Source organism: Streptomyces botrytidirepellens (assembly GCF_003721215.1).
In the GTDB taxonomy this organism is placed as follows: Bacteria; Actinomycetota; Actinomycetes; order Streptomycetales; family Streptomycetaceae; genus Streptomyces; species Streptomyces himastatinicus.
The window spans coordinates 1-3885 of the sequence record NZ_RIBZ01000592.1 but is presented as its reverse complement, the minus strand read 5'-3'; the positions used below and the strand labels follow the sequence as shown (position 1 = coordinate 3885).

At 73.3% G+C, this 3885-nt stretch carries 2 protein-coding genes and 1 pseudogene; 2 read left to right on the top strand and 1 reads right to left on the bottom strand.

Annotated features, from left to right (window positions below):
* Positions 1–417 (top strand): annotated as a pseudogene (locus EEJ42_RS33330) (ABC transporter); the annotation flags it as partial.
* Positions 414–1211, top strand: coding sequence for an ABC transporter permease (locus tag EEJ42_RS33325; protein WP_123105750.1), 798 nt, complete (start codon positions 414–416; stop codon positions 1209–1211). The pseudogene EEJ42_RS33330 and the gene EEJ42_RS33325, both read left to right, overlap by 4 nt.
* Here EEJ42_RS33325 and EEJ42_RS33320 read toward each other — a convergent pair.
* Positions 1192–3885, bottom strand: a 2694-nt coding sequence (locus EEJ42_RS33320; RefSeq protein WP_123105748.1) for an ATP-binding protein, incomplete at its 5' end; no start/stop codon positions are given. The two genes, EEJ42_RS33325 and EEJ42_RS33320, sit on opposite strands and share 20 nt — an antisense overlap.

Here is a 3885-nt window from a genome sequence, read left to right as displayed (position 1 = left end):
GAGCTGGTCTCCGACGGGGTGACCGTCTTCCTCACCACGCAGTACCTGGAGGAGGCCGACGAGTTGGCCGACCGCATCGCCGTGCTCAACGACGGCAAGATCGCCGCCGAAGGGAGCGCCGAGGAGCTGAAACGGCTCATCCCCGGCGGACACGTGCGGCTCCGCTTCACCGACCCGTCCGCGTATCAGTCGGCCGCCTCCGCGCTGCGTGAGGTGACCCGGGACGACGAGGCGCTGTCGCTGCGGATCCCCAGCGACGGCAGCCAGCGCGAGCTGCGCTCCCTCCTCGACTGGCTCGACACGGCCGGCATCGAGGCGGACGAGCTGACCGTGCACACCCCCGACCTCGACGACGTGTTCTTCGCCCTGACCGGCGACAACAACCTCCCCAACCAGACCAAGGCGACCGTCCGATGAGTACTCCCGCCCTCTCCCTCGCCGTCCGCGACTCCGCCACCATGCTGCGCCGTAACCTCCTCCACGCCCGCCGCTACCCGTCCCTCACGCTGAACATCCTGCTGACGCCGATCGTCCTGCTGCTGCTCTTCGTCTACGTCTTCGGCGATGTGATGAGCGCGGGCATCGGGGGCGGCGGCGCCGATCGCTCCGCGTACATCGCCTACCTCGTCCCGGGCATCCTGGTGATGACCATCGGCGCCACCCCGGCGGGGACCGCGGTCTCCGTCTCCATGGATATGACGGAGGGCATCATCGCCCGCTTCCGCACGATGGCGATCCACCGCGGCTCCGTGCTCATCGGACACGTCCTCGGCAGTGTGCTGCAGGCGGTCATCAGCGTGGTACTCGTCGGCGCCGTCGCCGTGGCCATCGGCTTCCGGTCCACGGACGCCACCGCCCTGGAGTGGCTGGCGGCGTTCGGGCTGCTCACGCTGTTCGCCACGGCGCTCACCTGGATGGCCGTCGGGATGGGCATGGCCAGCCCGAACGCCGAGGCGGCCAGCAACAACGCGATGCCGCTGATCATGCTGCCGTTCATCTCCAGCGCCTTCGTGCCCATCGACGCGATGCCGGACTGGTTCCAGCCGATCGCCGAGTACCAGCCGTTCACCCCCGCCATCGAGACCCTGCGCGGGCTGCTGCTCGGCAGCGAGATCGGCAACAACGGGTGGATCACGATCGGCTGGGGCCTGGGTCTGACCGCGCTCGGCTACTCCTGGTCGAAGTCGCTGTTCAAGCGCGACCCGAAATGAGCGCGCGGGCGGCCTCCCGCAACTCGTCCCGCCCCAGGGCGGCGTACTCCAACACCGCGTCGGCGTACGCCGCCCCGTGGGCGTCCTCGGCCGCCCGCCGGGCGCGGGCCGCCGACATCGTCGGCTGGAAATCGCGCAGCACCCGCAGCCGTTCGGCCAGCGCGATCATCCGTACGCCACTGGCGTCACCGGACCCGTTGCCGGACGCGAGCCCCGCCATGCCGAGCGCGTGCAAAACCGTCCCGAGAACCGGTAGCTCCATGGGCGGGCAGGACGGGCCGGACAGCAGCGTCCGCAGCCGTTCGGCCTCCTCCGCGACCAGCTCGGGGCGACCGGCGTGCGCGTGCGCCGTCACCGCCGCCGAGTGGATCTGCAGCGCCCACTGGTCGACCCAGGGGTCGCCGCCGTACGGCGAACCGGCCTCGAACATCCGCGCCACGGCGCGGCGCCACAGGCCGAGCCCGGCCTCCGTCTGCCCGCGGGCGAGCGCGATCTCGGCGCGCACGCCGAGGTCGGGGCTGTAGAAGGCGTCCTGCTGCCGAACGCTGTCACCCTCCGCCTGCCGCAGCCAGTACTCGGCCTCGTCGGGATCGCCGCGCTGCAGACAGGCGGAGGCGAGGCCCCAGCGGATGCCGATGTAGTCGTGCTCGCCGCCGAGCCGCCGCAGCGTCTCCAGCGCGGTCCTGAGGTGCCCGTACGCGGCCTCGCCCTCCCCCAGCTTCAAGCACAGCTCGCTCAGCCGGGAGTGGGCCATGACCTGTATGGACGGGTTGTCTGTCAGTGCCAGTGCGGCGATCATCCGGCGAGCCGAGGCGAGCGCGCCGTCGATGTCGTGCTCGTACTCCCAGACGTAGGTGGCGACGCACTCGGCGATGCCGACGACCAGCGGCCGTTCGCTGTCGCAGAGCTTCCGCAGCACGTCGTAGCGGGGAGGCAGCATCTCGGGGACCGCGCTCAGCACCACCGCGGTGGCGCGCAGTAGCGTGTCCGGCGGGGCCGGGGGCAACCGCCGGAGGGTGACGAGATGGCGTACGACGTGCGGGCCGAAGTTCATGAACAGGCCCGCCGTGCACAACACCGCGGCGGTGCGGGCGACTTCGACGTATGCGGGCTCGGGGCGGTAGTGCGACAGCGGCGGGCCGGTGTCCGCTGCGAGGGCGGCGAGGCGGGGGTAGTCGGAGTCGGTGGACCACAGGGCGGCGAGGACGGCGGTGAGGGCGGCGGTGGTGGGGCCGTCCGTACGGGCCAGGGCGTACCGCAGGGCCAGCACGAGGTTGTCCTGCTCGGGTCTGATCCGCTCCCCGGCTGCCAGGGGTTCCGATCCGAAGAGCCAGTCGTGGTGCGCGACCCCGAAGTCCCGCGCCCAGGCGAGGAACCGGCCGATGGCCTCCTCTTCCTCGCCCGCCTCCGCGCGCCGGGCCGCGCTGAACTCCCGTACGGTCTCCAGCATCCGGAACCGCACGCCGACCGGGGTGTCGGCGACGGTGAGCAGCGACTGACCGGCCAACTGCTCCAGCAGGGACAGCGCGTCCTCGCCCAGCACCTGCTCGCCCGCCTCGCCGGAGAAGCCGCCGGGGAAGACGGACAGCGTGCGCAGCGCCGCCCTGGCGTCCTCCGCGAGCAGGTTCCAGCTCCACTCCACGACCGCGTGCAGCGTGCGGTGGCGCTCCGGCACGTCGCGGGCCCCACCGCGCAGCAGCGCGAACCGGTCGCCGAGGCGGCGGGCGATCTCCGGCACCGACAGCACCCGCACCCGCGCCGCGGCCAGCTCCACGGCGAGCGGCAGCCCGTCGAGGTGGCGGCACAGCTCGGCCACCGCGTCCGGCGGCAGCGCCACGCCGGGCCGGGCGGCGCGGGCCCGCTGTGTGAACAGCTCGATGCAGACGTCGAGGCCGAGCTCCGGCAGCGCGTACACCGCCTCCGATGTGAGGCCGAGCGGGGCCCGGCTGGTGGCGCACACCCGCAGGTCCTTCGAGGACGAGACCAGGACCCGTACGAGGTCGGCGGCGCCCCGGATGACCTGCTCGCAGTTGTCCAGCACCAGCAGCGCGGGCCCGGAGCCGAGCACACCGAGGATGCCGGTCACCGGGTCGGCCGCGGCATGGCCGCTCAGGGCGCCGTGCCGCCTCTCACCCGCGCCGAGCGCGGAGGCCACCTCCGCGGCCACGTCCTCGTCCGCGGTGACACCGGCGAGCGGCACGCAATACACCACCCGCTGCGCGTTCCCCAAGCTCTCGGCTTCGCTCGAGCAGGGGAGACCCCATTGGCGGCTGACGGCGTGCGCGAGCCGGGTCTTGCCGAGGCCGCCGGGGCCGACGACGGTGACGGCGCGGGAGGCGTGCAACAGCTGCTCCACCGCCGCGATGTCCTCGTCCCGGCCGAGGAGCGGGTTCGGCTCGTGCGGTACGCCGTGCCTGGCCACAGGCGCCTCGCCGCGCAGCAGCTCCCGCTGTACGGCCTTGAGCCCGGCGCCCGGATCCGTGCCGAGCGTCTCGCGCAGCTCACGGCGGTACGCCTCGTACCGCGTCAGCGCGGCGGACGGGCCCGCCGTCGCCCCCTCGCCGCGCAGCAGCTCGGCGAGCACCTCCTCGTCGCGCGGATGCTCGGCGGCGGCCACGGCCAGCGGCCCGGCCGCCTCCGCGTGCCGCCCCAGCCGGGCGAGCGCGAGCGCCCG